The following is a 26,415-nucleotide window of genomic DNA, read 5'->3' as shown; positions in this document are numbered from 1 at the left end:
GCGCCGGGGCTTATTGTGCTGCTTTGGCGCTGTTAGCGTCAGGCGATGTTTTTGATGTCGAAGCGGCAGAAGCTGATCCTGCAGCCGGGGCCGCAGGAGCAGCAGGCGCGCCCGGAGCTGCCGGAGCGCCATCTGGGCCGATGGCTGGGGCCACGTAAGGCACAGGCTTGACTGTCATGCCGGGGTCATGCGCCTTGATGAAGCCTTCCACCAATACGCGGTCGCCGGCTTTGAGGCCTTTGGAAACAACCCATTCGCCGTTTGTCCAGCCATCCAGTTCCACCGGACGAGGCGCCAGCTTGTTGTCCGGGCTGACGGTAAAGACAATCTTGCCTATAGGCGCATCGATAACGGCGCGTTGCGGCACGGCGATCGAATTGTTCAGGTTGGCGCCGGCCAGCAGCACGCGGACAAATTGACCGGGACGCAGAACGCCGTCAGGGTTGGCAATCTGTGCACGGGCGTCAAAACCGCCGTTGGCCGGATTGATGCGCTCGCTGGCAAAATTCATCTTGCCGGCAGCCGGATAGATGCTGCCGTCCGCCAGTTTGATCTTGACCTCGAAATTCAGGCTGCCGTTGTTGGAGCGCTTGCCGGGTACGGATACCTTGCCTGCCGTAACTTCCTTGACCAGTTTCAGGTAGTCGGCCTCAGTAACGCTGAAGTTGACATACATAGGGTCGGTCTGGACGATGGTCGTCAACAGGCTGTCGCTGGCGGTCACCAGGCTGCCGTCGGACTTGGACGCAATGCCGCTGATCCCGTCGATAGGTGCGATTACTTTAGTGTAGCCGAGGTTCAGCTTGGCTTCATTGACCTGTGCGCGGGACTGCTTGAAAGCGGCTTCGGCCGATTCCATGAGGGACTTGGCATCGTCGAATTCCTTCTGGCTGATCGCCTTGTCGGCGGCCAGCGGCGTCAGACGGGCCAGTTCACGCTTGGCCTGGTTCAGCTTGGCTTCGTTGACGCCGGCATTGGCTTCAGCGGAAGCCAGCTGGGTCTGGTAAGTGCCCGGATCGATCTGGAACATGACCGAACCGGCCTTGACCTTGGCACCCTCTTCATACAAGCGGTGTTCAAGAATGCCGGCAACACGTGCGCGCACTTCCGTCTCGCGGGAACCGGCAGTCTGGCCGACATATTCAAAACCGAGCGCAAGGTTGCGCGGCTGTACTGTTACTACGCTGACTTCCGGTGGGGGCATATTGCCCGGGCCGCCTGCTGCGCCGCCTTCTTGTTTATTGCCGCATGCAGCGAGCAAGAGCAAAGGCATGCTGATCGCCAGTACGCGCAAAACCTTGTTGGGTTTGGCGCCGGCGAATGGAGTTAAAGGGGAAACTGATGCAGAAAAGGGATATTGATAGGCGCGCATGGATTCTTCTCTATTAACGGAGGGTATGCTATTATATACATTCATGAATGTTTGTAAATCAAAGCGGTAAAGTATTTCTTCTTGCAATTAAAAAAAGGACAATTTTTCCAGAAAACTGGAAAGGATGCCGGGTTGTCAAGGAATCGAGAGGAGACATAAAGTGGTCCGAAAAACAAAAGAAGAAGCCCAAGAGACATACACTGCCCTGCTGGATGCCGCTGAAAACGTATTTCGTGAAAAGGGTGTTACCAATACAACTCTGACCGACGTTGCCGTTGCTGCCGGCATGACGCGGGGGGCTATCTACTGGCACTTCAAAGATAAGATTGACTTGTTTAAGGCCATGTGCGACCGCGCCTTCATGCCGATGGAAGCCTTGCTGAACGAAGTTGCAGCGGGGCCTGGAGACGACCCTCTTGAATCCTTGCGGCAAATGGCACTACACATGTTGAACCTGGTGGCTACCGATACCCGGCAGCGCGCCGTATTTGATATCTTATTCCATCATTGTGAAAAAAACAGTGCTCTTGAATTCTTTATTCAGGAAAATGAAAAGCGCAGCGAATGCCTGGACCAGGTCACACTCATCTTTCAGGAAGCCATCAACAAGGGCCAGTTGCCGCCCGAAACCGACGTCTGGCTGGCCATGCATGCCTACCATGGCTATTTGATGGGCCTGATTCACCAGTGGCTGGAATCCCCGGAAGACTACGACCTGGCACTGCATGCCGAGGCCATGGTGGATATTTTCCTGGCCGGCCTTCGCGCCCGGCCGCCGCTGATAAAAAAGCCAGTATAGAGCCTGATCCGATATATTCGTAATATATTGATGCCACTCATTGCCGCGCAGATACAGGCCGCCGTTATTCCACTCCCGATTGACCCTGCCTGGCAATTTATTACCGCTTTTTGCCGGCACGCTTCACTGCTGCGTCTACCTCGGATATCAAGACAGAGCCATGCCATGATGATGCCTATTGAGACTTGTTCCAGTGCATGCGTCTTTCTTCTGTCGCCTCTTTCAATAAGTGCCTGGCCCGGTCCGGATCTTTTTTCAACTCCAGGTCGCCGCTTTCCGTGGCCAGCGCCAGCGCCTGTATCGCCACCGGAAAATCTCCCTGAGCGGATTTTTCCAGCCATAGGCGCGCATTACGCGCATCGCGCTCCACGCCGTCGCCGGACAGGTAGGCGTTGGACAGCAGGAACATTGCCTGCGCATTGCCCTGCTCGCTGGCAAACTTCAGCCATCTGACAGACAGCGCCAGATCCTGCGGCACGCCGTCACCGTACTTGGCCATGCGCGACAGCATCAGCGCGGCCTTATCGTCGCCCTGCTGCGCCGCCTGCCCATACCATTTCCACGCAGCGGCTGCATCTCGCGCAAGCCCCAGCCGCGCAAAATAATAGGCGTCACCCAAAGTGTAAGCAGCTTCGCCGTCCCCTGCAGCGCCGGCTTTTTCAAACCATAACCTTGCCTCGGCATATCCTGCCGGCGCGCGTTGCAGCATCAGCGCCAGTTCGCGCTGCGCAACCGGCAAACCCAGCCCCGCCCATTGCTGCAATTGCCGCCCGGCTTTTTCCTGCCGGCCCTGGTTTGCCTGTATGGCGACCGACTCAATCTCGGCCGCAGTCGGAGGCGCTTTAAGCTGTTCCGCGCAGGCAGCAGTCAGCAGGATGCCGGCGCAGATGAATATCCAGTTTCGGGTGCATTGAAACATGATGCCTTACCCTAAAAAACCTGCGGACCCCGCCTTAGGACGAGGCATGCAGGCATGGGCGGCGCGCCAGAAATTTCCCGGTGTCACCGCCTATTTATACAATTACTTGCTCAGGTCGATCGCGTACTTGGCAAAGCCGCTCGCATCCAGAGCACCTTCGGACTTCACACGCGCCAGGCCTATGGCCTGGGCAATCCCCAGCTTGCCTGGCGTGGAGCGCAAGACTACCGGACCCTGCGTCGTCACTTTGACAAAGCTCCAGCTCTGGCCGCTGCCATTGTCTGCGAGCGTAACCTTGCCGATTTTTTGCAGGTAGTTGCTGACCACGGTCTGGCTGGCATCCGGCGACTTGATGATGGTCTTGCTGCCGTCGATGCCCGGGAAGTTGCCGCCGCCGCCGGCGCGGTAATCATTCGTCGCAACAATGAAGTCATCTGTGGCCGCAACAGCCTTGCCTTGATAGCTCAGGTTAACGATGCGGCTGCCGACTGCTTTCGTCACGTCGATCTGGTATTGCAGTGCATTGCCTTCGGCATAGAACACATCGTAGTTGTAGATCGTCGAATAGGAGGGCACCAGATCTTGCTCGACTGGATTGCTAGGATCGATCTTGCCGAATTGCGAGGCCGCGGTTTCCAGCCAGTTCTTCAGGTCGGAACCCTTGATCTTGACTGCCTGCAGGTTGTTGTTGTTATACAAGTACAAGTCGCCGGGGTTGCGTACCTGCAGGCCGAACGGCGTTGCCGGTGTCGCTGTCGGCGCCACGTCGGTAAAGTCCGAAGGACCGTTGCGGCCGGCCTTGAACGGCGCGCTGCAAGAGATCACCGGGATGTTCTTGTAGCTGGACAGCGTCGCATCGGTGGTCGTCGCCAGGAAATTCTTCACATAATCGATCTGTGCCTGGTTGACGATCTGGATCGCACCGACATCGCCCACCAGCGAAAAGTAGGAAGACATTTCAAAATTGGTCGTCGTTCCCAACGGTTGCTGTGCATAGGCAATCGTCGCTTTATGCTCCGTCGCAACGATAGGCGCAATCGCAGGATCGGCAGCAATGTTGGTGACGCCATCCTTATATTTGAAGCCGCGCGCCTCCACCGTCGTTTGTGGTTTCTGAACCACCCATTTGCCGCTTTGGTACACCAGCGTCATCTTGATGATGCCGAGGCGGCGGCCCCAGCTCTGCGCCATGACCGTCGGCACGCCGTTGACGAAGCCATTGACCGAATCGACCAGCGGCTTGGGCAGCGCTGCCAGCGAAGCATCAATGGCGGGGGCCTGGGCTTCCTTGGCTTGCGGGAAAATCAGGTGGGAGTGGCCGACCAGCAGCGCATCGATACCGGTGGAAGCCAGATACAGGCTGCCGTTTTCCATTTTAGGGCTGTAGGGAGATGCATCCAGGCCGCCATGCGACAGCGCTACCACCAGGTCTGCGCCGGCATTGCGCAGCACGGGCACATACTGGTTAGCAGTTTCCTGAACGCCGTTGACATAGACCTTGCCGGCCAGGTTTTTCTGGTCCCAGTCCATGATCTGCGGAGGCACAAAACCCATGATGCCGATGTTCAGTTTGACATTGACTGCCGCGCCGCTAGGGTTGGTGGCGGTAAATTGCTTGGCAATGACGGCATACGGATTGAAGATGGGCTTCTGGCTGGAAACGCTGTTCACGTTGGACAGCACCAGCGGAAAACCGGGCGCGCCGCAGTTGGCCGGCTTGGACACGCCGGCTACGCCGAAATCGGTGTTGGTGATCTGACTGAGGAAACCGAGTCCGTAGTTGAATTCATGGTTGCCAAGGCCGCCGCCATCGTATTTCAGCGCATTCATGACCTTGTGCACGGCCAGCGTGCCGGAGCAGGAAACCGGCGTGGCTGCCGCCTGGTAATCGCCCAGCAGCGTGCCCTGGATGACGTCGCCGTCGTCGAACAGCACGTTATTCGGGTTTTCAGCCCTTGCGCCCTGGATCAGCGTCGAAGTCCGGTCCAGGCCCAGGCTGGTGTCTTCCGTCAGCGAATAGTAGTTATAACCCAGCACATTGGAGTGGATATCAGTCGTCTCCAGGATTGCCATCTTGAGCGTTGTTCCCTCGGGAATAGCATCGGGATTGGAGGGGCTCGATCCAGGATTGCTGCCGCTGCTGCCGCATCCTGCAAGCAGTACCGCTGTAGCCGTGGCCAGCACCGGCAGATAGTTTTTCTTCAACATGAAGCTGATCTCCAAAATAGATTTAGTACGACGAAATCGATTGCGCGAACAAAAATGACTCATCTTGCCGGGAATTAACGGTATATTTTACAAATTGGCATTCGGGCAAGAGACCGCAAAGTGTCGCTCCAAAATGTGACGTCCTAATGACCTGCAGGATTTACAGATATCATCCGATTTTAAGCCGAGATAGAAAGGCCGTGTGCAAAAAAACAATTTTTTGCTGGTACTGAGGAAGATGTGGAAAGCTGATGGAAAGGTTTTGAAAACCCCCGGGCAAGTACCCGGGAGTCTTTTGCCGGCAAAGCCGGGCCGGCGCTATTTGGCCTCGTCGTACAGCGGTTTTCCCTTGTCCACGATATGCACTGTATACAAGCGCAGCGGCGTATCGCCAACCACCTTGTAACCGCCGTGCGCGACATCGCGCAGGTTGAAGATAGGGGAACCGGTCGCCATCATCACCGGATCTTTCCCCGGCATCTGTATCATCGCACCCTGCAGCACATAGCCCGACTCCACACCGTGATGCAAATGTCGCGGCGAGACATCGCCCGGCTTGTATTCGACGATGGAGCTGATGACTTCCATGCCCGGCGCGCCGGCCAGGTCGGTGCGTTTCAATTCCGTGCGGACATTGCTGTTATCCTGCGCAAGCGCCGGTGCAGCAAACAATACCAGCGCCGCGCCGGCCGCCATCAATCTTGCAATTCCCTTGAATTTCATTTCCCTATCTCCTGTAAAGTTTTAGTTCTTTCAGTTAATGCCGCAGTGATATTAGCACCGGCGCGGTAATACTGCAGAGAAGCGCCGCCCCGGCGTCAAGGCGGGCATGCGCAAACGGGAATGATAAAATCCCTGCTCAGCGATCCCGATAACCGTCCACACACATCAGACCCATGAACGCCAATACCAACACCAATAACAACGCCAGCCCGCCGATGATCAATTTTGCCCAGCCCTGCCTGGATGACGCCACAATACAGGACGTTGCCGATGTGCTGCGCTCCAACTGGATTACCAGCGGTCCCAAAACCGTGGCGCTGGAACAGGCGCTGTCGGCCGGCTTCGGCGGACGGCCGACACGCATGCTGACATCGGCAACGGCAGCTATGGAAGTGGCGCTGGAACTATGCGGCATAGGCCCCGGCGACGAGGTCATCACCTCCGCGCAAAGCTTTTTCTCGACGATGAACATGATCGCCAAGCTTGGCGCAACTCCCGTATTCGTTGATTGCGACCTGGTTTCCCGGGCGATTAACCTGCAACAGGTGGAAGCGGCCATCACGCCGCGCACCAGGGCCATCATGCCGACGCATTTTCCCGGTGCACTGGTGGACATGGATGCACTGATGGGGCTGGCGCAAAAAAACAGCTTGCGCGTCATCGAGGATGCGGCGCTGGTGCAGGGCTCGTACTGGAAGGACAGGCCCATAGGTAGTTTTGGCGATATCGCCACGTTCAGCTTTCATCCCAACAAGAACATGACGACGATAGAAGGCGGTGCAATCGTCGTCAATACCGAGGCAGAAGCAAAACGGGTGGATATCCTGCGTTTCCACGGCATTACCCGCTTGCCGGACGAGACTCGCGACGTCGTCGTGGCAGGTGGCAAATTTAACCTGTCCGACGTGTCCGCCGCAATAGGTTTGCGCCAGTTGCCGCAGCTGGAAGGCTTCCTGCAAAAACGGGCCTTGCTGGTGGAGCGTTATTTCAGCCAATTCCCGCAGGTGCCGGGTGCGGTGCTGCCGCCCAGGGATTTCCCGCGCCAGAGCTGGAATATGTTCTGCGTACTGTTCCCTTTCAGTGAAATGCAATTAAGCCGCAAGGCATTCCGCGACGCATTGCGCCAGCAAGGCGTGGCCACAGGGGTCTCCTACGAAGCTTTGCATACCACGACGCTGGGTCGCAGTTACGGTTACAAGGAAGGGCAATTCCCGAACGCCGAGCGCATCGCCAATGAAACCCTCACACTGCCGCTGCATGTGAATATGAGCGTGGAAGATGTGGACCGGGTTTGCGCTGCCGTGGCAGCCATATTGAAGCGTTGATGCTGTAATAGAAAAAGGGCAGCCGCGCTGCCCTTTTTTCGTATCACTAGTAAGGATTTAAAACTCTTCCCAATCGTCCTTGTCCTTGCCGGCCGCGGCCAGCTGCTTCTGCGCAGGCTGTTGTTTTACCCGAGCGGCTACCGGACGCGATTTGGCAGGCAGGGCCTTGATGTTGGCGCGAGGCGCGGGCGCCTTGCTCTGCACCTGGCTTTGCAGCGCTTGCTGTTCATGCTGGTTGAGCTTGAAAATGCCGACCACGTTGGCCAGTTCCGCCGCCTGGTCTTGCAGGCTGCCGGCAGCAGCAGCGGCCTGCTCCACCAGTGCGGCATTCTGCTGCGTGACCTCGTCCATCTGCGTAATCGCCTGGTTGACCTGTTCTATGCCGGCGCTCTGCTCCTGGCTGGCGGAAGTGATTTCACTGATGATGTCGCTAACCCGCTTGACGCTGGCGACGACTTCATCCATCGTCGCGCCGGCCTGCTCCACCAGCCTGCTGCCGGTTTCCACTTTTTCCACCGAATTGCCGATCAGCGTCTTGATCTCTTTCGCAGCAGCAGCGGAGCGTTGCGCCAGGTTGCGCACTTCGCTCGCCACGACGGCAAAACCACGGCCCTGCTCACCCGCGCGCGCCGCTTCCACGGCCGCATTCAGCGCCAGGATATTGGTCTGGAAGGCGATGCCGTCGATGACGCTGATGATATCCACGATCTTTCTCGCAGACTCGTTGATCTCGCCCATCGTATCCACCACCTGCGATACGACGCTGCCGCCCTTGCTGGCGACTTCGGAGGCGGATTCAGCCAGCTTGTTGGCCTGGCGCGCATTGTCGGCGTTATGCTTGACGGTAGACGTCAGCTCTTCCATGGAAGAGGCTGTTTCTTCCAGCGAGCTGGCCTGCGATTCAGTGCGGGACGACAGGTCCATATTCCCCGATGCGATTTCGCCGGAGGCCGTTGCTATCGTATCCGTTCCTATACGCACCTGGCCGACGATACGCACCAGGCTGCCGTTCATGTCTTTCAGCGCCTGCGTCAGCATGCCGGTTTCATCTTTGGACTCGACCTGGATATTGCCGGTCAGGTCGCCTTCGGCCACGCGCTGCGCGGTATCGACTGCTTTCCTCAACGGCACGATAATGCCCATCGTCAGCCACCAGGCACACAGGATGGCCAATGCCAGGGCGGCGACGGTTAACGTGATCAGCAGCGTACGGCTACTGGCCGCGGTTGCTTCAATCTGGGCCGCCATGTCGTCGATGGACTTGCGTTCCATGTCCATGAATTGTTGCAGAAACGCCTCGTAACGCTTGGACGCTGGCAGAAATTGCTCATTGAAGATTTTTTCCGCTTCCTCATTATTGCCCAGCCCCTTGGTCTTGATGACTGCTTCGCGGCCGGCCAGGTATTGCACGCCCTCTGCATTGGTTTTTTTGTAATGCGCCAGCTCCTCATCGGTGGTCAGCATGGGCTCAATTTTTTTCTTCAGCTCGGCAGCAACCTTGACGGCGTTCCCCGATTCTTCCGCAAAAAACGGGCCGAGCGAGGGGTCGCTGCTCTTGACGATGGCGGTCGTCCTGCGGATGCCGGCAAATACAATACGGTACCAGTCGCCAATGATCCGCTCCTTCGCCAGCGGATCTTCCATCATCGCGCGCGTCGAGTCGGCCACTGTCTGCAGCCGCCAGATGCCAATGCCGCTGATGATCGCCGTTAATAACAAGACCAGGGCAAAACCCAAACCTAGACGGGTGCCGATCTTCAAATTTTTCATAATATCCCCTGTTGGTGATGCCAGTCCTGACAGGACCATTTTATAATTACCGTCCAGCAACCTATTCTTACATAAATACCCGGTAGTTCAAGCTGTTTTTGTCTGGCTGGCCATCTGAGAGCTTCCTACCCGATCCCGGCCGTTGGTTTTTGCGGCATACAAGGCCTTGTCCGCAGCGAGCAGGAATGCGGCAGCATCCGGTCCGTGCGGTTCCGGAAACCATGCCTCTACCCCCAGGCTGATGGTGACCACCCCCGCCGTATTACCGCTATGCGGAATTTGCAGCGCCTTGATGCCCAGCCTTAGCTTTTCGGCTACGGTAATGGCGCCCGCCAGGTCGGTGCTTGGCAGAAGAATAGCGAATTCCTCGCCGCCGTAGCGCGCGCTCAGGTCGCCGGGCCGGTGCATGTGGATGACCTCGCTGATCTTGCGCAGGCACTGGTCGCCTTCCGGGTGGCCGTAGATATCGTTATAGCGTTTAAAATGATCGACATCCATCATCAATAGCGCCAGCGACTGTCCATTGCGCATAGCGCGCTTGAATTCGGTGCTGAGCGCAATATCGAACTGGCGCCGGTTGGCCAGCCCCGTCAGCGCGTCGTGTAGCGCAATATTTTCCAGCTCGTGGTTCAGCACCAGCAGCTTTTCCTGCGTTGCCAACAGTTCATCCTGGATCCGCCCGCGGATCTTGATCTGCTTGATCAGGTGCCTGCCCAGCGAGGCAATGACCAATGCCAGGAACAGTGTGCCGATCACATGCCGTATCGCCTGCGCCCGCCAGTTGGCCAACACCTCGTCGGTGGACAGCGCCGTCACCGCAATCAGCGGATAATTGTTCAGGTGGTGGAAGGCGACTATCCTCTCGACGCCGTCAAACATGGACACCGTGGTGCCGGTACCCTCCCTGTTTTTCATCATGGATTCACGAAAAAAGGGCGAGCCGGCAAGATTCTTACCGATGAACTGCTCCAGGAAAGGACGCCGCATCAGCACCGTCGCATTGTCCAGCACCAGCACAATCGCTCCGTTGTCGCCGATGGTGAAATCGGCGAAATATTTGTCGAAATAGTCGACCTTGATCGTCGCCAGCACCACGCCTCCAAAGGAACCATCCACCTTGTTGATACGGCGCGATACCGGGATGACCCAGTCGCCGGTGGATTTGCTCATGATGGGGTTGCTAATATGCGGGCCGCGCCCGGTATGCGTGGAGTGGTACTGGAAATATTCGCGGTCGGAATTATTGAGGCCGGTGCTCACGTCGCCCAGGGAGTTGACCATCCAATCGCCGGCATTGTTATAAATGAACACCCCCTGCAGCTCCGGCAACTCTGCCACCCGCGCGGCCAGCACCGGATAAAGCCTGAGCAACAGCTCGGACCGCATCTCGGTCTGTTCGACATCGCTGACCAGGCCAAAGATAACGGTATCGGCGCGCTTGATGGTGTCTTCCGCGTGCTGGGCAACCGACCTTGTCAGGTTCTGGACATCGCCTTCGGCTTCTTTCAGCGTCGTTTTGTGCGCCTGAAAAGACGACCAGCCCTCCAGCACAATAAGTGAAAGGCAAACAAGCACCACAAAGCTGACTGCCAGGGTCAGAACGGAACTCCGTTTCCTGGCGGTAGCGATTACAGAACTGTTCTCTTGTCTCGTCATCGTTATATGATATTTTCTTGACCTTCCTTGAGTATAGTTTGAAAAAGTTACGTCTCATAAATATATGCCCAAAAAGACGTGTAGTTCACGTTTTTTCACACATAACTTGCACGTCCAGATACAGTAATTTGCCTCAGCTTGACACTTCATAGCCTGCAGAGCAGAATTAACTATCCAGCAATTTGCTTGCAAATTCCCGCTATCCCCCTGCCTCTGGCACATGTCTTGCGTCCCTTAAAAGGCCTTACCCCTTACCCCTTTAAACGGAGCACAAACATGGACAGACACGAAGTCACCAAAAAAATACTTTCTGCCAAGGTCAAAAACAAGATGACCTGGGCGGAAATCGCAAAACAGATAGGCCAGAGCAAGGAATGGACGACCGCAGCGATGCTGGGCCAGATGACGCTGAACCTGGAACAGGCCAGCACGGCCCGCTCCCTGTTCAACCTGACAGATGAAGAGACGGCCTGGCTGCAGATAGTGCCTTATAAGGGATCGCTGCCGACTGCAGTGCCTACCGATCCGCTGATCTACCGCTGGTATGAGATGGTCAACGTCTACGGCACAACAATCAAGGAACTGATCCACGAAGAATTCGGCGACGGCATCATGAGCGCCATCGATTTTTCTATGGACATCCAGCGCCAGGCTGATCCTAAGGGCGACCGCGTCAATGTGGTATTGAGCGGCAAGTTCCTGCCGTACAAACAGTACTAGGCAAGGCGAGTATTGCCGCTATCGTGCATATTGCGCATATTGCGCATATTGCGCAGGGTACGCTCGCCCAGGCTTAAACGTCGGCCCATTGCCGCAGCAGATTGTGATAATGCCCGGTCAGGCCGACCACTTCTTCACAGTCGCCGACGCGCGCGCGCAGCTTCTGGATGTTCTGGTCCAGTTCAAACAGCATGCTGCGGCGCCAGTCGTCGCGCACCATGCTCTGGGTCCAGAAGAAGGAACAAACGCGCACGCCGCGCGTCACCGGCTCCACCCGGTGCAGGCTGGTGGATGGGTACAGGATCAGGTCGCCGGCCGGCAGTTTGACCTCATGCGTACCGTAGGTATCCACCACGACCAGCTCGCCGCCGTCATAGTCTTCCGGATCGCATAAAAACAGCGTGGACGATATGTCGGTACGCAGGCTCAGCGCGCTGCCCGGCACGCTGCGCACGGAACCGTCCACATGCAAACCGTAGTGCTCGCCGCCGGCATAGCTGTTGAACAGGGGCGGCATGGTCCGCGCCGGCAAGGCGGCAGCAAAGAACAAAGGGGTTGCGGCCAGTCTGGCAAGGATGATCCTGCCCAGCTCCAGGCCAACATCGGAAGTCTCCGGCAACTGCCGGTTCTGTTTGACCTGCGCGCCCTGCGCACCGACGGTGGCCCGCCCGTCCACCCAGCCGGTCTGCTCCAGCCTGCGGCGGAAATCCGCCACCTGTTCGCGGCTTAATACTTCGGGTATGTGCAGCATCATGATGCCTTCCTTCTTTTCTTCCTGATATTGTCCGGCATGCCAATATTATTTCACAAAGTGCCGGCCTTTAACGACATTGCCCCATCACTACGACTCCCCCAAGTATCAAGGCAGGCCGCAGTGACAGGGCATGAGACAAAAAATATTCACCAGGCTATTGCGCCGCGGGTTAAATCCTTGAATGGAAGAACATTACTGAGTTGCATCCACTGTTTTTTCTATGCCCATCTGTAAAGCTTCTACATTGATGCAACGCCTCTCACCCTGCCCTCTCCCGCACGCGGGAGAGGGTGGCCTCTTTGCAGCGATCAGCTGCAGGTCTGCGACGACCTGTCCTCAGAACTTGATATTCGCAGTCAAGGAACCATAACGCGGCGTTCCCGGCGTGTAGCGATAACCGCTCTTGTTGATCGCGGATACATACCGTTTGTCTGCCAGGTTATACAGATTCAGCTGCAAGTCCACGTTCTTCGTAATGGAGTACGCCGCCATTGCATCATAGACCCAGTAAGAGTTGGTGTAGGCAGGCGTACCAACCGCGCCATCCGTGCCACGCAGCAGCGAATCGACAAAACGCGCGCCGCCGCCCAGTTTCAGGCCGAACGGCAGCGTGTAGGAAGTCCACGCGGTGAATGCCTGTTTCGGCGTGTAGCTCAGGTTGTTGATGCCACTGGCGGTCTGTACCTTACCGGCGGTGACGCTGGTGTTCATGCGGGTGTAGCCCGCACTGACCAGCCAGTTGCGCATTACTTCGCCAGTCAGGCCGATTTCCACGCCCTGTACGCGTTTCTTGCCGGTCTGGTAGTACAGCAGATCTACCGGGTCCTGTTCAACTTCATTCTTCACTTCAGTACGGTATACAGCGGCGGTGAACGACAATTTCTGTTTCAGGAAATCCCATTTGGTGCCGACTTCGGTCGTCGTGGTTTCCTGCGGATCAAACTTCGGATTGGCGGCGCTGCTGGCCGAGGTGCTCAGCGCGAAGTTGGAGCCTCCTGGCGGCTGCTTGGACGTGGCGTACAAGGCATAGATGCTGCTGTCCTCGGTAGGCTTGAACAAGGCGGCGATCTTGCCGTTGAACAGCGTGTCGGACAGGTCCAGGTTGGTCGGCACCAGCGTGCCTACAGGCAGCGTTGGGTTGGCCGTAGCGGTAGACAGTGCGGTGGCATTGTAAGTAGTACTGTAACGGTCAAAGCGCACGCCACCATTGATCTGCCATTGTTCATTCAGTTTCAGGGTATCGAACAGGTAGGCACTTTGCGTATTGGTGCTGCCATCAGAACGCACGCCGTTGCGTACCAGCTTCAGGCCTGTAACCGGATCATGCGGGTTAGGGTTATATAGGTTGGCTGCGGGCAAAGTGCCGGTGCCGCCATAGCCGTAGGTAGTCTGCTTTTCGTTGGTCAGTTCCAGGCCTGCCACTACAGTGTGCTTGATGGCGCCGGTTTCAAATTCGGCGGTCACCGTGCTCTGGTTGGTCAGGATGTCATTTTCCTGATCCTTGATGGTGCGGGTGTTGCGGGCCAGCGTCCATGTTGCCGGGTTCGAGATAACCGGCGTCAGCAGGTTGGCAGTCGTGCCCATGAAGGCTGTCAGCAGGTAATTCTGCTTGGTCTTGCCGTAGCGCGTGGTATTGAGCAGTTTTACCTTGGAATTGAAGTCGTGCTCGATGCGGGCCGTGAACATGTCGGCGGTCACGTTGTCGAAGTCCGATGTCGAACCGTAGAAATTCTTGGGGTTCACGGGCGCTACGCCAGCCAGGAAAGGGCGGCCGTTATTCAGGTCTGGGCTGGTATAGCCGGGCAGTCCAACGGTCGGCACGCCGCCGTCAGGCACATTTTCTTGCCGCACATGCAGGTAGTCCAGGTAGAAACGGGTCGGTGTTTTCAGGCCAAAGGCAAAGGTCGGCGCGACGCCCCAGCGCTTGTTCTTCACTTCGTTGCGGCCTGGATTGCCGGAATCCTGGTCAACCACGTTCAGCCTGAACGCGGTGCCGTTGTCGGCGCTGATGACCTTGTTCCAGTCTGCGGTGACACGCTTTTGCTCGCCGCCGCCGACGGTGATGGACGAATACAGCGCATCTTCCAGCGTGGGCTGCTTGGATGTCAGGTTGATGGAGCCGGTAGGCGATGCACGGCCGTTGTCGGTGCCGGCAGGCCCTTTCAGCACGTCGATCTGTTCAATATTGAATACGTCGCGCGAGATGGAGCCCAGGTCGCGCACGCCGTCCACATAGATGCTGCTGGAAGAATCGAAGCCGCGCATATAGATCGCATCGCCGGTACTGGTGCTGCCGTTTTCACCGAGGAAGAAGGTGCCGACACCCGGCGTATTGCGCAATGCTTCCGTCAGCGTGACGGCGCCCTGCTGCTCTATCAATTCTTTCTTGATGACGGTGATGCTTTGCGGCGTGTTGACCAGGGCCTCAGTATATTTTGGCGATGCGGCCTTGTCGGCCTTGAAGTCGTTTTCCTTGCTGCCGACGACTTTCACTTCCTGCAGGGTCTGGCCGCCGGCGGCAGCCGTTGCCGTAGCAGACATGGTTGCTGTAGCGGCTGCCTGGTCGGCTGCGTGTGCGGCGACCGGCAGCAGCATCACCGCAAGAGCGGTGCTGACGTGTTGATTGAATCGGGAATGCGTGTGTTTGCGGCTTTTAATCAGCGCCATGAGCGTCTCTCAGTTAAAGTCAATTGGAGTGGCTGGCTGCTGGAAACCGCGCTCAAGGCGCGACGTGCGAGTGGCTGGCTGATAGGAAATTAGTGTCAGGGATTGTAACGAACTATAACAACACTGTAAATGATAATGATTATCATTATTGGAAATTGTTGCTTTTTTACCCCTACTGTTTTTGACTTTTACTCTCAAGAAAAGATATTTTAGGCATTGCGGCCACGATAGAATGCATCAACAGATATCGACACGTCGTCTGAAAATGTAAAAAACGGCGAACTAGGGAATTATTATTGTGACAAAACTGGATGACATTGTAGGCAGGCAAAAACCGGGTGCGCAATTTGTATTGTCCGCACCTATGCTGGGAATGAAGATTGACGAATTTGATCAGGCCGCTACCCAATGGGCGCAGCACGGAGGGCCTGGCTTCAAGGCAGTGGGCGTGCCCTTCCGCAAGGTGATAGACGGGGTCTTCCTGATCCAGAGAATTACCGTCGTCAGACTGCCGGACTAAGCTCCGCCAACTCGGCCGCAACTACAAGGCGCCGGCCGCCTGCACGCTTTTTGCCAGCGCAGCAGACAACTGCTGTACCGCTTCCGACACAGCGGGAGCAATCGGGTCGTAGCCGGGACCACGCAACGGAACAACAATGACCGTGCGTTCGCGTTTCAGCATCTTGTGGCTGCCGTCCTGCACGATCCAGCCGGCTTCCAGCGTCACCCTCTCCCCGCTTTGTATCAGCAATTGCTCCACCTGTACTTTCAGATGGTAGCGTGGCAAACCAGGCGCCGGTACTGCACTCACAGTGGCGCTGCTCGCCAGCCAGGCGCCGGGCAAACGGCTGCGCAAGCCGGCAAGCACGGCGAGTGCGATCTGCTCATCCAGCGGCGCCACCCAGCGCTGGTCATCCGAGACCAGCGCTTCGGTGTCGGATTTTTGCACCACCAGCTGCGCTCTGTTGATGGCCTCGGGAATCTGCACGCTGCCGACGATCAGTTCATACCGGATGGCCGGAGATGTTGTCTCGGTGCCTGCGCCGCCCACCATGCCACCCAGCGGGTAAGCCAAACGGTAATAGCGCTCCGATGCGGGCGTGGCGCAGCCCGCCAGCAGCAGCGCCGCCAACACCGGCAATCCAATGAAAATTGCGGCTCTTGTCATGGTTGTACCTTTTGTTTTCCGAAGACCAGCGCTTCGGGATGGCGTTCCAGCATATCGGCCAGGTTGGCCAGCGCGCGGGCGGACTTTGCAACCTGCTTCAGCGATTCCCGCACATCCTGCTGAAGCGGCGCGTCTTCTGCCAGCACCGCATTGGCATTGGCCAGCGTGCTGCGCGCCTCTTTCAGCGTGGATGCCAGCTCTGGCGTGACATCGGTATCCACGCGGCGCACCAGCTTCTCGGTAGTATCCAGCGTGGTATTGAGTTTATGGAGCGCCTGCAGCAGTTCCTGAGATATCTGGTCAAACGGCAGCTTGTCTATTTTTTTGGCGATCCTGCCTACCGTATCCTGGATTTCACCCAGCCCGCCGCCCACCGTGGGCAAGACCGGGAAATCGCTGCTCCAGTCCATCTTGGCCTTGGGCGCATCCGGGAAGAAATCCAGCGCAATGTAAAGCTGCCCGGTAATCAGGCTGCCGCTGCGCAGCTGGGCCCGCAAGCCGCGCCCCAGCAAGTGATCCAGCAGCAAATGTTCCTTGGCTTCGGTATCGTCGTCCGGCAAACGGGTGCCGGAGCGGACGCGGGACCTCAGCCGGTCCGGATAAAGGCTGACTTCGACCGGGAAGCGCGGCACGCGGCCATTCTCGGTAAATTCAACGCCCAGCGACTTCACTTCGCCGATGACAATACCGCGCAAATCCACCGGCGCACCCTTGGAAAGGCCGCGCAGCGATTCCGGGAAGTACATCAGGAAGCTGCGCACCTTGGTGTCCGGTGCGCGCATTGCATGCTCGCGGTCGTCAAACAGCGGAAATACCGTGCCTTCAAATGCCGGTTTACCGCCGGGCAGCGCATCGTCATGGTCCTGGAAAGCCAGGCCGCCTTCGATCAGCGAGGTCAGCGATTCGGTCGTCACGCGCAGGCCGTTGGCGTCCAGCTGCATGTCCACACCGCTGGCATGCCAGAAACGCGTATCGGGCGTCACGTACTGGTCGTAAGGTGCATCGATGAACACGCGGATCGTGACGCCCTTGCCGTCCTGGTCCAGCGCGAACTTGGTGACGTGGCCGGCATTGATATGCCGGAAAAAAATAGGTGAACCGTAGTTGACCGAACCGGTCTGCGCGCCGTGCAGTACAAACTCCCGCCCCGGAGAATCGCGGGTGACCAGCGGCGGCTCTTCCAGGCCGACAAATTCATCCGTCGTGGTCTCCGCGGTACCGATATCCACACTGATGAAATTGCCGGACAACAGGGTATTCAGTCCCGACACCGAGCCGCCGGAAATGCGCGGCTTGACGACAAAGAAACGGGTATCGGTCGCCAGAATGTCGGAGGCGCTCTTGATCAGCTGCGCGGTTACCAGCACCCGCTTGCGGTCCGGAGACAGGGTAATGGCCTTGACGTGGCCGACATCCACATCCTTGTAGCGGATGCGGGTCTTGCCGGCCTCCAGCCCCTCGGCCGACTTGAAACTGATCGTGATCACCGGTCCCTGGCTGGTAATGCTGTGAACTACCAGCCATATTCCTATCAGCGCGGCAATGATGGGCACGGCCCATACAAACGAAGGCAGGCGCCGGCGCTTGCGCACCGCGACGGACGGCACCGCGCCGGCGCTTTCCGGCACAGGTAGCACAGGCACTGAAGAGCCGGCGCCGGCATTTTCTGAAGTGGGGTCATTCATGAGGAGTTTCTATCGCAGCCCAGATTAAACGGGAATCAAAATTTTGCGCAGACAGCATCGTCAGCACCACCACCGCGCCGAAAGCAAGCGCGCCGCCGCCGGGATGCACCGACGCCAGCGACTGGAATTGCACCAGCGCCACCAGCACCGTCACCACATAGACATCCAGCATGGACCAGCGCCCTACTGCCTCCACAATACGGAACAACTGCGTACGCGGCAGCGGATTGCGCGTGGATTTGCGCCAGCAGGTGACCAGCAGCATGGTGATCGACAGCAGTTTCAGCAAGGGCACCACGATACTGGCAAAGAACACCAGCAGCGCCAGCGGCCACGAGCCGGTTTCCAGCAGCACCAGCACGCCGCTCATGATGGTATCGTCTTGCGCACCGAAAATGGTGTCGGTATGCATGACCGGCAACAGGTTGGCCGGGATATACAGGATGGCGGCAGCAATCAGGAAGGCGGCAGACCTGGCCAGGCTGTCGCTGCGCCTCACATGCAGTGAAGCGTTGCAGCATGGGCAATGCGTTGCAGACTCATCCCTCGTTGAACACAGGGTTTCGCAGATATCGCAGGTGACAAGATCCGCATCTGCGCCGTTTGCACCGACGATGCCGATATTGCTAGCCGGTACCCGACGCTCAGACACGCGTCGCCCCCGCCGTATCGATCAGTGTCTGTTGCTGATGCGCCCATACCCAGACATTGCGCGGCGTCAGGATGGACGCCAGCGCGGCGGATACGCAGATCATGCCGGCGCAAGACCACAATGCAGGTCCAATAACGATATCGGCCAGGTTTTGCAGCTTGACCAGGGATACCAGCAAGCCCAGCATGAAGACCTCCACCATGCTCCAAGGCCTTATTTTTTGCAGGAAGCGCATGGGTGCGCCGAGCGCCCTCGCAGTTTCGCCGAACTTCAGCGCGCACAGCACATAGAGCGCGATACCGATCTGCAGCGCAGGCGCCAGCATCGTTGTCAGGATCACCAGCAGCGAAATGGCATGCATGCCGTCGTCCCACATGGAGAGCGCCGCATGAAACAGCGTGGTATCGCGGCTGACCTGCTGCACCTTTAGTGCCAGCAAGGGAAAAGCGTTCAGTATCACCAGCAGGATGGCGGCAGTGGCCGCGACTGCCAGCGCCTGGTCAAGCGTCGCGCGGCTGTTACGATAAAGCGTGGCATTGCAGCGCGGGCAACTGGCTGTTTCACCAGCAGCCACATCTGCAGCATGGCAGACCAGGTCGCATTCGTGGCAGACGATCAATTTGTTGGCGGACACGGTGGAATTGCTCATTTTCCTCGATATTAATCCGCATGCAATGCGGTATTTTCCTCAGCAGAGGAGTTTACCATTCGTCAAGATAGCAAATACTATACCGGATGATATTCAAAGTTTGGCATTTTTATGCTGAAAGAATTCGGGCTGGCGATACCCGCGGCAAAAATTGAACCCGGACACTGTCAGCAAAATATTGACCGAGCAATCGTGCGATCGAAGGACTTAAACGCTTGGTAAGCATTTAGCACCGTGTATCAGCGTTCATGCTTGACTAAAAAAAACAGCAGCCGATTGCACACACCCCGTCGCTGACGGAAATGCACAATCGGCCGCAATAAGGACGGTCTTGCTGGATTTATCTGATACGGATTGCAGGTGGCTGCCGCAGGAAAATTCCTGCGCCGCCCTCTCTGATGCTATTCGAGCTTAATGCCGGCCAATCAGCATGCCGATCAGGATGCCCACGCCCGCAGTAATCGCAACTGTTTTAAGCGGGCTTTCCTTCACATAATCACTCGCGGCACCGACACCCTGCTTGAGACTGGCCGTCACTCCCGAAGCCGCTTCATCGACCGACTGCCTTGCCAGGCTCATTTTCTGCAATAGCTGCTCTTTCGCGGCAGCCAATTCTTCGCCGGCCATGGAAGATGAGCGCGCAACGAGCTTGTCCAGGTCGGCCTTCAAATCGCTCATGGTGTCCGAAGCAATCGTGCCGAGTTGCGAGCCGGTATTCTTGATCGAGTCGACGAATTGAGTCACCGATTCCTTTGCATCGTTGGCGGAATCGCCAGCCACTGCGCCTTTATCCTCGGGCAACTTTGTGATGCCGGGTGATGTTATATCCATGTTGTACTCCTCATTAAGATTGGCCTTCCAATATAGGGGTAAGACACCCCGTCAGACTCCAACCCAGAGTACGGCGGCTGTTTTCGCTGATCTGTGCGGTAGGCCACGTCTATCGCCGTTGGCTTCAAGGTTTGCGTGAATTCCCTTGTGCAATATCGCGTACAGCAGCATGCAAACGGGTTGCGCTGTACCTGCGCCAGAGGTGGCAAAAACGCCGCCGTCATGCGGCGGCGCTGCTTGACAAGGAACCCAGTGTCAGAAGAAATGCACTATGCCTACCTGCACGCCGTTGACCGTGCCGCCCGGCGTGGAGGTGATTTTCGCAGCGGGCTCCACCACAGCGGCGCCTATCAGGCTGAAGCTGTTCCGATTGCCCTGCTGTGCCAGATGGGAATAACCGGTATAGACGGATGTTCTCCGGGAGAACGTGTAGCGATAGAGAATGCCCGGATTGGTGGCGCTGCCATGTCCCTTGCCGGTGGCATGGTCGCGTGTTGTCGCATAGCCGAAAGCAAGCGACGAACTCGCGTCAAAATTATACAGGGCGGACACAGAATACAAATTCGTGTCTATGCTGTAGTTCGAAGCGGCTTCCCGGTCGGCGGCAACAAACACCTTCCATTGGTCGCTGAACCGATAGGAGACAGCGCCAGCGGTGCGCCTCATTTTATAGGCCAGCGCGGTATTGTGGATATCCTCATAGTTGATGCCGACATAGAGGCGTTCTTTTTCATACTCGGCTGCCAGATGTATATTGTCGTTTCCGCCTTCTTCCGGCAATAGCGCTGCCCCGTTGACAGCACCCCTGGCGAACAAGGCCTGCAACTTGAGGCCATTCATATCCGGTGAAAAAATGCCGATCGCATTGTCCACGCGAAAGGTGGCGCCGAACATATTGTTCCAGCCCGAAGCCTGCGTTGCCCCGCTGAAGGCATCAAACTTGCCGAGCATGGTAAATTGCGGCGTGTTTTGCCTTCCCAGACGAAACTCCCCCCAGCTATTCGACAAACCAACCCAGGATTGCCGATTGAAAAAGCGGTTTGCATCGGCCTGTGTGCCATCTTCGACATTGATGCCGCTTTCCAGCACGAAGTTGCTCTTCAGGCCGTCGCCCATGTCTTCCGTTCCCCTGAAGCCGATACGGCTGGCATAGAACCCGCTGGAATCCATTCGCGTTACCGATGGCGTGCCCGTCGCACGGATGTTGGTGACGAAGGTATCCGCCACGCCGTAGATGGTGATATTGCTTTGCGCTACTGCGGCATTTGCCATGCCAAAACCGATTAATGATGCAATGAGTCCGAGTTTCCTGTTTTTCATAATGATCTCCTCCGTTAAAAATCTGTTCTTTTATTTACTGCTGCACTCTTCTCCCGGCAAGACGGCCCCCTGGCAGGCGCCTGAAAGCGCCGCCATATAAGCTGCTGATGTGTGTGGGATGCCGGGGCCGGGTTGGCTGGGCCTGCCGCTTTAGTCTGCCGGACTGGCCGGTATCTCGACGGTCAGCGCCCTACCCTTGGTCTCCGGCAATAGCAGGAGCGCCAACAGGGGCAGGCAGTAACCGCCCAGGGAAAATATGCCGATGGCTTTTTCCAAAGGCATGAAGTCGCTGAGCCAGCCGACGAGCAGAACGAACAGGGATCCAAAACAGCGCCCGAAGCTATAGGCAAAGGCTTGTCCGGTCGCGCGTACATGGGTCGGAAAAAGCTCAGAGAAATAGGGGCCTAGCGCAGCGTATATGCCCTGGCTGAAAAACCCTAAAAAGTAGCCCAGTATCAGAACACTGGCATTGCTGTCCGCCAGCATCATGTAGGAGAAGTCGATTACCCAGCAGCCGACCGCAAAGATCTGAAAGTTTCGCCGGCGTCCCACCTTGTCGCTCAGATGCGCGCTGGCGATATAACCGCAGAAGGCGCCGAGGGTGACAACGCCGACATAGGCGCCGATGCCGCCGACGGACAGATGGCGCACAGTTTTGAGATAGGTCGGCAGCCAGGTGATGATAGCGTAGCTGCTGCCTTGTATTCCCAGCGCAAGAAGCGAGGTCAGGATGGTAATGCGCAGCATCCCCGGCTGGAAGATCGTCAGGATGGAAATGCGGGCTCCGGTTTGCTTGCGGATCCGGAGCGATTCCTTGAACACCTCGGAGTCGTCAAGATAGCGCCGGATGAAGATGACGATGAGCGCGGGAAGCAGGCCCGACCAGAACACGGCGCGCCAGGCCCAGTCGGGCGGAAGGAAGGCCAGGAAGACACTGGATACGGTTGCCGCCAGGGCCCAGCCGAGGGCGTAGGCACTCTGCACATAGCCGCCCGCCTTGCCGCGGAATTCCGGACGGATCACTTCCGCCATCAATACCGCGCCGGCGGCCCACTCTCCGCCGAAACCCAGACCCTGAAGCGCGCGAACGATCATCAACTGATCAAAAGAGGTGGTAAACCCGCTCATGAAATTAAACACGGAGAACCACAGCACCGAAATCTGCAGCATCCGCACCCGTCCGTAACGGTCGGCCAGGAAACCTGTGGCCCAGCCGCCGATTGCCGAGGCGATCAGGGCGATGGTGCCGAGCAGGCCGGCCTGGCCTTTGCTGATGCTCCAGGTCGCAATCAGCGCCGGTATCAGGAAGCTGTATATTTGCACGTCAAAGGCGTCAAGACACCAGCCGCTGAAACACGCCCCAAGGGTGCGCTTCTCTTTTTTATTTAATTGAGTAATCCAGATTGCCACTTTAAAAGTCTCCTGCCTCGTTATTTTGTTTTTTGGGATGTCGTTCTGACTATCGTTCCGATGCCTGGCCGTTTTTATCGCTGGCTATCGTCACGCACCCTCCAGACTGTCGCGCGCCAGTTGGGCATGGTCCGTCAGCCAGGCCCAGTCGCTGCAGCGGCGGACAATTTCCAGGGACTTGGCCAACTCGATCGCGCCGGCCGGACGCCCGAAAATATGGGCATGGACCGTGATATCCATGCAGGCCGTGCTCGCCGGCAAGGTCGGCCATTGCGTGACGGTGCGTTCCAGGATTTGCATAAATGCTTCCGGCGCGTTGCCGTAGCGAATAGTCAAAGGCAGATCGTTGACCTCCATGGAAAACGGCATGGCGACGATCCGGCCTTTTGCGGTCTCAATCACGCGCGGAAGATCGGCATCAAAAAAATCGCCGTGCCAGGTAAAGCCTGAATCGGCCAGCAGTTCCGTGGTGCTGGCGCTGGGCGTGCAGCGCGGACTGATCCATCCGAGCAGGGGTTTGCCTGTTGCCTGGGTCGTTGCGGAGATGCAGCGCTGCAAATCGGCTGCCTCGTCTTCCCTGGATTGTGTTGCAGGCACGATGTCCTGCGACCAGGAGTGTCCCGCCACTTCGTGGCCGGCTTCTACAATCGCCTTCAGCAAGGCAGGTTCACGCTCTGCGATAATGCCGCTGACATAGAAAACCGCCCTTACCTTGGCCGCTGCAAGCACGTCCAGCAAACGCCATGTGCCGGTACGCGGTCCATATGCGGCCCATGAACGTGCTTGCAGATCCAGCACGCCGGCTTTCAGCGGATTGCCCATCGGTCCGATGCCCGGGGCAACGCCGTCTCCCCAGGCTTCCAGCATGACGCTGACGGTGACGGCAAGCGATCGGCCTTCCGGCCAGTTGCGAGGTAGCTTATGCATTTGTGCCTCCTGCCGTTACGATAGGCGTTACCAGTTGTCCGATTTGTGTGATGTTGCAGGCCACCACGTCGCCGGCAGCAAGCAGGCGCGGCGGGTCCATCGCATAGCCGACGCCGGACGGCGTGCCTGTGGCGATGATGTCGCCCGGTTCCAGCGCCATGCCCAGGGACAGCGATGCAATGATTTCGGGGATGTGGAAAATCATCTGGCTGACCTTGGCGCGCTGCCGCATCTCGCCGTTGACAGTCAGCGACAGCTCCAGCTCGCCGGGTTCAGTAATTTCGTCGGCAGTGACGATGACCGGCCCCATAGGGCAGGAACGGTCCAGCGATTTGCCCTTGAACCATTGTTCGTGGCTACGTTGCAGATCCCTTGCCGTCAGATCGTTGATGATGGTGTAGCCGAATACGTGCTGCATGGCGTTTTCGGGCTTGATGTCGCTGCCGCGCTTGCCGATGATGATGCCGAGCTCTACCTCATAGTCGAAACGCTGCGTGACCCGGGTATCCAGGTAGAACGCTGCATCCGGGCCGATCACGGTTGCCGGCGATTTGGTGAAGAATTGCGGCACCAGCGGCAGCTTTATTTCCTCTCCCCGCGACTTATATCCCTCCGCAACATGCTCCTTGTAGTTACGGCCCACACAGAAAACATTGCGGGAAGGATGCGGGATAGGCGCTATGTAACGTACCGCGGCATCCGATAAATGCGCCGCGTCGTATTTGCCTGCTTCACAAGCGGCGGCAAGACCGCGAGCAATCTGCAGCCCGGACTCGCCGGCGGCAATCAGGGAAAGCAGGTCGGATGGCAGGCCGGAGACGCCCGCCTCTTGCGCTGCGAGCAACAGATCAAAAACGCCGGTTGGCGTCTTGAGGCCGTAGCAGACTTTGTCATCGTGGACGTATGTTGCAAATTTCATCAAAATCTCCTGGATAATATGAGGGTGCTAAAATGAACAAAATCAATAATTTCCAGAAGATTAGCATAAAATCGATTTTATAAAAGGAAATATAAAATGATCGATATAAATGATCAAAATGACAAACCGAACGAAACACTGGCTTCAACGGCCTTTTTAAAGCTCAGAAATGAAATCATTGCCGGGGCCGTCGACCCCGATTCCAAGCTGCTGATCCGCCCACTGGCGGAGCGCTATGGCATGGGGCTGAGCCCGATCCGGGAGGCATTGAGCCGGCTGGCGGTAGAAGGATGGTTGCGTCAAACGGACCAGCGCGGCTTTACCGTCACGCCGTTATCGCTGGAAGATCTACGGGACCTGACTGCGACCAGGTGCCTGCTGAATGAAAGCGCCTTGGCAGCATCGATCGCACAGGGCGATACGCTTTGGGAAGAGTCAGTAGTATTGGCCCGCCACCGCCTGCTGCGCACGCCGCGCCAGACGAATGAAGCTGCCGGCATCCGCAGCCCCCAGTGGGAAAATGCGCATAAGGCTTTCCATGCCTCGCTGATCAGCGCCTGCGGATCGCAGCGGATTTGCGCGCAAGACGCTCAGCTATTCGATGCTTTCGAACGCTACCGTATCATCGCGCGCGTGGCAGTTGCGCACGGACGCTCCGACACGGACGAGCACGACGCCATTGCCGACGCCGTTCTCAAGCGCGACGCGAAACAGGCTGTAACGCTGCTCAACTCGCATATTCGCCTGACTGAAATGCTGGTGCGCGAGGCTTTGTGGCATGCCGGGCCTCCGGCGGAGGTGAGCGGGCTACGCGCTTAGCAATCGCCCTTTGCCGTCAAGGGTGCGCGATCGGGTGGGCGTTCCGTACGGGAGATAAAAACGGCATCCCTCACATGTCGGCGCCACTTGCATGAAATGAGTGCGACTAGAACTCGTCTCATTCCTATTGATGAAATGAGTTCTAGGCTTGCAAGTCCGCATTTTTGCTGATCAGGTTGCTGATCCAGTCGGTAAACATCTTCAGTTTGGGAGAAATGGTTTTACTGCGGGGATACAGCAAGGAAACAGGCATGGGGCTAGGAGGCCACTGCTGAAGCACTTCCACCAGGCTTCCATTGTGCAAATGGCCTCTCACCTGATAGGCCGCAGCATGCACCAGGCCAAGGCCCTGAAGCCCGCAGCAGATATTGCCGTCTGCATCATTGACAGAGACGCTGCCGCCGATTTCCACTTTGACGACCTTGCCGTCCACCACAAAATCCCAGTCAAACGCGCGCCCGGTACGGCCGGAAAAATGCACTATCCGCTGGTGCTGCCGCAGATCGTCAATGGTGAGCGGCGTTCCATGCTGTTGCAGATAGGCCGGAGACGCGCAGGTAACGAAACGCATGTTTCCTATCTGCCTGCCGATCAGCGATGAGTCCTGCAGGCTGCCGACGCGCAAGGCGCAATCCACGCCTTCCTGCGTCAGGTCGATATAGCGGTCCGTCAGGCTGATGATCAGCTCCACGTTCGGATAGGCCGCGCGAAATGTGGAGATATGCGGCAGCACGACATTCCTGCCTACCGCGCCGGGCAGGTCTATCCTCAGCTTGCCCTTGAATTTACCCGCATCCGGGCTGCGGAACGAGGCTTCCGCTTCATCGACAGCGCCGAGTATTTCCACGCACTTCTGATAATACTCGGCCCCTTCGGGCGTCAGCGACAGGCGCCGCGTCGTGCGCTGCAGTAACTGCGCCCCCAGCAGCGCTTCCAGGTTCTGCATCGTCGTTGTCAGCGATGCACGGGGCAAATCCAGCGTTTCCGCAGCTTTGGAAAAGCTATTGGCATCCACAATCCGCACAAAGGTTTGCATCGCTTTCAGACGGTCCACTCGATCTCCCTAAGGATTGTTCATATAAAACGAATTGTGCAGGGTGCTCTAGCCCTAATTATCTTTGC

At 57.4% G+C, this 26,415-nt stretch carries 23 protein-coding genes; 5 read left to right on the top strand and 18 right to left on the bottom strand.

Annotation, left to right across the window (positions count from 1 at the left end):
• Window positions 1–10: 10 nt before the first annotated feature.
• Window positions 11–1,372: an efflux RND transporter periplasmic adaptor subunit gene (locus ACO0LO_RS14955; RefSeq protein WP_422965027.1), complete on the bottom strand. Its 1,362-nt coding sequence runs from the start codon at window positions 1,370–1,372 to the stop codon at window positions 11–13.
• Between the two features lie 160 nt (window positions 1,373–1,532).
• On the opposite strand from ACO0LO_RS14955, the gene ACO0LO_RS14950 reads away from it, so the two are divergent.
• A complete protein-coding gene (locus ACO0LO_RS14950; RefSeq protein ID WP_422965026.1) occupies window positions 1,533–2,171 on the top strand; it encodes a TetR family transcriptional regulator in 639 nt (212 codons plus the stop codon).
• 175 nt (window positions 2,172–2,346) lie between these two features.
• On the opposite strand, the gene ACO0LO_RS14945 is transcribed toward ACO0LO_RS14950, so the two are convergent.
• The 3 genes from ACO0LO_RS14945 to ACO0LO_RS14935 all read right to left on the bottom strand — a co-directional run bounded on the left by ACO0LO_RS14945 (window position 2,347) and on the right by ACO0LO_RS14935 (window position 6,021).
• Entirely contained in the window at window positions 2,347–3,090 is a 744-nt protein-coding gene (locus ACO0LO_RS14945; protein WP_422965025.1) for a tetratricopeptide repeat protein, read from the bottom strand.
• A 102-nt stretch (window positions 3,091–3,192) separates the two neighbouring features.
• Window positions 3,193–5,298 (bottom strand): bifunctional 2',3'-cyclic-nucleotide 2'-phosphodiesterase/3'-nucleotidase, encoded by a 2,106-nt coding sequence (locus ACO0LO_RS14940; RefSeq protein WP_422965024.1) that lies wholly within the window; start codon window positions 5,296–5,298, stop codon window positions 3,193–3,195.
• A 318-nt stretch (window positions 5,299–5,616) separates the two neighbouring features.
• Window positions 5,617–6,021, bottom strand: a complete 405-nt coding sequence (locus tag ACO0LO_RS14935; RefSeq protein ID WP_422965023.1) for a cupin domain-containing protein — start codon at window positions 6,019–6,021, stop codon at window positions 5,617–5,619.
• A 173-nt stretch (window positions 6,022–6,194) separates the two neighbouring features.
• On the opposite strand from ACO0LO_RS14935, the gene ACO0LO_RS14930 reads away from it, so the two are divergent.
• Window positions 6,195–7,346, top strand: coding sequence for a DegT/DnrJ/EryC1/StrS family aminotransferase (locus ACO0LO_RS14930; protein WP_422965022.1), 1,152 nt, complete (start codon window positions 6,195–6,197; stop codon window positions 7,344–7,346).
• A 57-nt stretch (window positions 7,347–7,403) separates the two neighbouring features.
• Here the strand turns inward: ACO0LO_RS14930 and ACO0LO_RS14925 are convergent, their stop codons facing one another.
• Complete coding sequence (locus ACO0LO_RS14925; RefSeq protein ID WP_422965021.1) at window positions 7,404–9,116, bottom strand: methyl-accepting chemotaxis protein; 1,713 nt, start codon at window positions 9,114–9,116, stop codon at window positions 7,404–7,406.
• Between the two features lie 87 nt (window positions 9,117–9,203).
• On the bottom strand, window positions 9,204–10,772 hold the full coding sequence (locus ACO0LO_RS14920; RefSeq protein WP_422965020.1) for a sensor domain-containing diguanylate cyclase: 1,569 nt from the start codon (window positions 10,770–10,772) through the stop codon (window positions 9,204–9,206).
• A 276-nt stretch (window positions 10,773–11,048) separates the two neighbouring features.
• On the opposite strand from ACO0LO_RS14920, the gene cynS reads away from it, so the two are divergent.
• Window positions 11,049–11,492: a cyanase gene (gene cynS, locus ACO0LO_RS14915; RefSeq protein ID WP_422965019.1), complete on the top strand. Its 444-nt coding sequence runs from the start codon at window positions 11,049–11,051 to the stop codon at window positions 11,490–11,492.
• Between the two features lie 73 nt (window positions 11,493–11,565).
• Here the strand turns inward: cynS and ACO0LO_RS14910 are convergent, their stop codons facing one another.
• Both ACO0LO_RS14910 and ACO0LO_RS14905 read right to left on the bottom strand, forming a co-directional pair.
• The gene (locus ACO0LO_RS14910; protein ID WP_422965018.1) at window positions 11,566–12,246 is read right to left on the bottom strand and encodes a Fe2+-dependent dioxygenase; all 681 of its coding nucleotides are present in this window, start codon (window positions 12,244–12,246) and stop codon (window positions 11,566–11,568) included.
• Window positions 12,247–12,582: 336 nt separating this feature from the next.
• Window positions 12,583–14,913 (bottom strand): catecholate siderophore receptor Fiu, encoded by a 2,331-nt coding sequence (locus tag ACO0LO_RS14905; protein ID WP_422965017.1) that lies wholly within the window; start codon window positions 14,911–14,913, stop codon window positions 12,583–12,585.
• A 298-nt stretch (window positions 14,914–15,211) separates the two neighbouring features.
• On the opposite strand from ACO0LO_RS14905, the gene ACO0LO_RS14900 reads away from it, so the two are divergent.
• Window positions 15,212–15,433: a hypothetical protein gene (locus ACO0LO_RS14900; protein WP_422965016.1), complete on the top strand. Its 222-nt coding sequence runs from the start codon at window positions 15,212–15,214 to the stop codon at window positions 15,431–15,433.
• A gap of 21 nt (window positions 15,434–15,454) precedes the next feature.
• On the opposite strand, the gene ACO0LO_RS14895 is transcribed toward ACO0LO_RS14900, so the two are convergent.
• The 9 genes from ACO0LO_RS14895 to ACO0LO_RS14855 form a co-directional block, all read right to left on the bottom strand.
• Complete coding sequence (locus ACO0LO_RS14895) at window positions 15,455–16,081, bottom strand: PqiC family protein (RefSeq protein ID WP_422965015.1); 627 nt, start codon at window positions 16,079–16,081, stop codon at window positions 15,455–15,457.
• Window positions 16,078–17,766, bottom strand: coding sequence for an intermembrane transport protein PqiB (locus ACO0LO_RS14890; protein ID WP_422965014.1), 1,689 nt, complete (start codon window positions 17,764–17,766; stop codon window positions 16,078–16,080). The genes ACO0LO_RS14895 and ACO0LO_RS14890 overlap by 4 nt, the downstream gene beginning before the upstream one ends.
• Window positions 17,759–18,382, bottom strand: a complete 624-nt coding sequence (locus ACO0LO_RS14885) for a paraquat-inducible protein A (RefSeq protein ID WP_422965165.1) — start codon at window positions 18,380–18,382, stop codon at window positions 17,759–17,761. The genes ACO0LO_RS14890 and ACO0LO_RS14885 overlap by 8 nt, the downstream gene beginning before the upstream one ends.
• A gap of 28 nt (window positions 18,383–18,410) precedes the next feature.
• On the bottom strand, window positions 18,411–19,067 hold the full coding sequence (locus tag ACO0LO_RS14880; RefSeq protein ID WP_422965013.1) for a paraquat-inducible protein A: 657 nt from the start codon (window positions 19,065–19,067) through the stop codon (window positions 18,411–18,413).
• Between the two features lie 411 nt (window positions 19,068–19,478).
• Window positions 19,479–19,898, bottom strand: coding sequence for a DUF883 family protein (locus ACO0LO_RS14875; RefSeq protein WP_422965012.1), 420 nt, complete (start codon window positions 19,896–19,898; stop codon window positions 19,479–19,481).
• Window positions 19,899–20,153: 255 nt separating this feature from the next.
• Window positions 20,154–21,218, bottom strand: coding sequence for a porin (locus ACO0LO_RS14870; RefSeq protein WP_422965011.1), 1,065 nt, complete (start codon window positions 21,216–21,218; stop codon window positions 20,154–20,156).
• 150 nt (window positions 21,219–21,368) lie between these two features.
• Window positions 21,369–22,628: an MFS transporter gene (locus ACO0LO_RS14865; protein WP_422965010.1), complete on the bottom strand. Its 1,260-nt coding sequence runs from the start codon at window positions 22,626–22,628 to the stop codon at window positions 21,369–21,371.
• Window positions 22,629–22,718: 90 nt separating this feature from the next.
• Window positions 22,719–23,555, bottom strand: a complete 837-nt coding sequence (locus ACO0LO_RS14860) for a polysaccharide deacetylase family protein (protein WP_422965009.1) — start codon at window positions 23,553–23,555, stop codon at window positions 22,719–22,721.
• Window positions 23,548–24,474 (bottom strand): fumarylacetoacetate hydrolase family protein, encoded by a 927-nt coding sequence (locus ACO0LO_RS14855; protein ID WP_422965008.1) that lies wholly within the window; start codon window positions 24,472–24,474, stop codon window positions 23,548–23,550. Before ACO0LO_RS14855 ends, ACO0LO_RS14860 begins: the two co-directional genes overlap by 8 nt.
• A gap of 96 nt (window positions 24,475–24,570) precedes the next feature.
• Between ACO0LO_RS14855 and ACO0LO_RS14850 the strand changes: the two genes are divergently transcribed.
• Entirely contained in the window at window positions 24,571–25,293 is a 723-nt protein-coding gene (locus ACO0LO_RS14850; RefSeq protein ID WP_422965007.1) for a GntR family transcriptional regulator, read from the top strand.
• A gap of 142 nt (window positions 25,294–25,435) precedes the next feature.
• Here ACO0LO_RS14850 and ACO0LO_RS14845 read toward each other — a convergent pair whose 3' ends face one another.
• Window positions 25,436–26,347, bottom strand: coding sequence for a LysR substrate-binding domain-containing protein (locus ACO0LO_RS14845; protein ID WP_422965006.1), 912 nt, complete (start codon window positions 26,345–26,347; stop codon window positions 25,436–25,438).
• Window positions 26,348–26,415: the final 68 nt, after the last annotated feature.

It is taken from the genome of Undibacterium sp. TJN25 (assembly GCF_049339885.1).
Lineage (GTDB): Bacteria > Pseudomonadota > Gammaproteobacteria > Burkholderiales > Burkholderiaceae_D > Undibacterium.
This window is presented reverse-complemented; position numbering and strand designations above follow the sequence as displayed.